The organism is Kitasatospora sp. NPDC004799 (assembly GCF_040609095.1).
Lineage (GTDB): Bacteria > Actinomycetota > Actinomycetes > Streptomycetales > Streptomycetaceae > Kitasatospora.
Map to the genome: position 1 here is coordinate 1 of NZ_JBEXJK010000667.1, position 2,644 is coordinate 2,644.

The following is a 2,644-nucleotide window of genomic DNA, read 5'->3' on the forward strand; positions in this document are numbered from 1 at the left end:
TCCGCGGGCCCGGCCGGGCCCCCCGGGGGGGGGGGGGGGGGGGCCGGGGGGGGGGGGCCCCCCCCCCCCCCCCCGGGCGGGGTCGGGTCCAGGGTTCAGCCGAAGGGCAGCCGCCGGCTCAGCACCTGGTCGGCGATGCCGTAGGCGACGGCCTCCTCGGCGGTGAGCACCTTGTCCCGGTCCATGTCGGCGCGCAGCGTCGCCGGGTCGTGGCGGGTGTGCCGGGCCAGGACCTCCTCGACCTGGGAGCGGATGCGGACCATCTCCTTGGCCGCGAGGCTGAGGTCGGAGACCGTCCCCTGCCGCCCGCCGCTGGCCGGCTGGCCGAGCAGCACCCGGGCGTGCCGGAGCACGAACCGCCGTCCGGGGTCCCCGCCGGCCAGCAGCACCGCCGCCGTGGAGGCCGCCTGGCCGACGCAGAAGGTGGAGATCGGCGCCTGCACGAAGGTCATGGTGTCGTAGATCGCCATCAGCGAGGTGAACGATCCGCCGGGCGAGTTGAGGTAGATCGAGATCTCGCGTTCCGGGTTCTCCGACTCCAGGTGCAGGAGCTGGGCGATGACCACGTTGGCGACGCCGTCGTCGATCTCGGTGCCGAGGAAGATGATCCGCTCGTTCAGCAGCCGGCTGAACACGTCGTAGGTGCGCTCGCCCTGCGCGGTGCGCTCGATGACGTAGGGAACCGGGTACGAGCCCATGTCAGAGTCCGATCCGTCGGCGGGAGGCGGCCGGGCGGATGTCGGCGACCGACTCCACCACCCGGTCCACCAGCCCGTACTCCCGGGCCTGTTCGGCAGTGAACCAGCGGTCCCGGTCGCCGTCGGCCGCGATGGTCTGCTCGCTCTGCCCGGTGTGCTCGGCGGTGATCCGCTCGATGGCCCGCTTGGTGAACTGGAGGTTCTCCGCCTGGATCTCGATGTCCGCGGTGGTGCCGCCGATGCCCGCCGAGGGCTGGTGCATCATGATCCGCGCGTTCGGCAGCGCGAACCGCTTGCCGGGTGCGCCCACGGTGAGCAGGAACTGGCCCATGCTGGCGGCGAAGCCCATCGCCAGCGTCGAGACGTCGTTCGGGATCAGCCGCATGGTGTCGTAGATCGCGAGGCCCGCGGTGACCGAGCCGCCGGGGCTGTTGATGTACAGGGCGATGTCGGTGCGCGGGTCCTCCGCCGACAGCAGCAGCAGCTGCGCGCACACCCGGTTGGCCGACACGTCGTCGACCTGGGTGCCGAGCAGGACGATCCGCTGGGCGAGCAGCTGCGCGGCGAGGTGGTCGTCGAAGGCGCTGGGCGGGGTGTCGCCCTGCGCCGCGCGGGGCGGGGTCGGGGTGAAGGGGGTCATCTGCGCTCCTTGCGGGGCCGGGGAGTTGCCGTCCCCTCCACTCTCGGCCCGCCGACGCCCCCGGGGGCCATCCCTCTGCCCGCCGCAGATTCGCCACGGGCAGAGCCGTCCTGCGCCCCCGTCGCGCGGACGGGCCCGTCCCGCCGCTGCGCGGTGGCAGCGGCGGGACGGGGGTCGAGGAGCCGGGTCAGGAGGTCTCGTACAGCCAGGGCGAGCAGCCACCGCCGCCGGAGCGGCAGATCCGCCAGGCCAAGGACTGCCCCCACTGGCCGGACGGCAGGTAGTAGTCCCGCCAGGAGCCGTTGCCGTTGTAGTTGGGCAGGGAGCTCTGGCTGACGCCGTTGACGCTCCACTGCACGTACGGGTACTCGCCGTCGGGCTCGGTGTCGCCGATGCCGAACATGTGCTTGTTGCCGTCGTAGTAGCCGTAGGCGCCCTTGATGACGTAGGTCTGCGCGTCGGCCGTGCCGGCGCCGACGGCGGTGACGGTCAGGGCCAGCAGGCCGGCGGCCGCGATCTTCCTGAGACGCATGGCGGTCCCTTTCTCCGGGGGTGGTCGAGAGCCGTCCGGGCTGTCGACCGGTGGAGATCCGACCGTGCGGCGGGCGCGGATTGTCCAGCAACGGGAACCCGGCCGCGGGCCAGGTGGGCGGCGGACAATCCGGCGCGTCCGCGGACAACGCGGGGAGCGGGGGGCTACCGGCGCGGGCCGTAGGCCCAGTAGTGGTCCGGGTAGTCGCCGCACGGGTACTGCATCAGCGGGGCCTGCGGGGCGTTGCTGCCGTAGGCGACGGCCAGGCACTGGCGGCTGTTGCCGTTGACGAGGCGGATGCCGTTCGGCCACTTCTCGATCTTCCAGGCCTGTGCGGGGCCGTCGCCGCACGCGGACTGGACGACCTGGGCGGTGGCGGCGGTGCTGGAGTCCCGCACGGACAGGCACAGGGCGCTGTTGTAGCTGACGACCCGGTAGTACGTGTCGCCCTCGGCGTCCGTGTAGGCCTTCCGGGCCTCCCAGAAGTGGTCGGGGTAGTCCCCGCAGGGGTACTGCTGGACCTGCTGGCCCTCCTCCCGGCTGCCGCCGGGGGTGGCCACGCACTGCAGGCTGTGGCCGTTCCTGATCTCCACCGCTCCGGCGGGCGGGGTCACCGGGGTGCCGCCGAGGCGGCCGGGCGGCGCGGGGTCGGGCCCCGGTGCCGGCACGGACGGGGACGTCGCGACCTGGATGACGGCCGAGGCGAGCGCCGACATGGCGAGCCCGACCACCAGCACCCGGTAGCCGCGCGCGCCGAGCCCGCCGGAGGCCAGG

Annotated in this window: 4 protein-coding genes; all 4 read right to left on the minus strand. The window is 73.6% G+C overall.

Annotated features, from left to right (window positions below; genetic code table 11):
* Window positions 1–95: 95 nt before the first annotated feature.
* Window positions 96–698, minus strand: coding sequence for an ATP-dependent Clp protease proteolytic subunit (locus tag ABZW03_RS39655; RefSeq protein WP_355269566.1), 603 nt, complete (start codon window positions 696–698; stop codon window positions 96–98).
* A 1-nt stretch (window position 699) separates the two neighbouring features.
* Entirely contained in the window at window positions 700–1,338 is a 639-nt protein-coding gene (locus tag ABZW03_RS39660) for an ATP-dependent Clp protease proteolytic subunit (protein WP_355269568.1), read from the minus strand.
* A 187-nt stretch (window positions 1,339–1,525) separates the two neighbouring features.
* On the minus strand, window positions 1,526–1,870 hold the full coding sequence (locus tag ABZW03_RS39665; RefSeq protein WP_355269570.1) for a hypothetical protein: 345 nt from the start codon (window positions 1,868–1,870) through the stop codon (window positions 1,526–1,528).
* A 164-nt stretch (window positions 1,871–2,034) separates the two neighbouring features.
* Window positions 2,035–2,644: RICIN domain-containing protein (locus ABZW03_RS39670; RefSeq protein WP_355269572.1), on the minus strand; the 610-nt coding region annotated here is incomplete at its 5' end.

Bases quoted from the DNA above. Each gene is read 5' to 3' on its own strand.
- ABZW03_RS39655 (WP_355269566.1), bottom strand. From the start codon at position 698: ATGGGCTCGTACCCGGTTCCCTACGTCATCGAGCGCACCGCGCAGGGC.
- ABZW03_RS39660 (WP_355269568.1), bottom strand. From the start codon at position 1,338: ATGACCCCCTTCACCCCGACCCCGCCCCGCGCGGCGCAGGGCGACACC.
- ABZW03_RS39665 (WP_355269570.1), bottom strand. From the start codon at position 1,870: ATGCGTCTCAGGAAGATCGCGGCCGCCGGCCTGCTGGCCCTGACCGTC.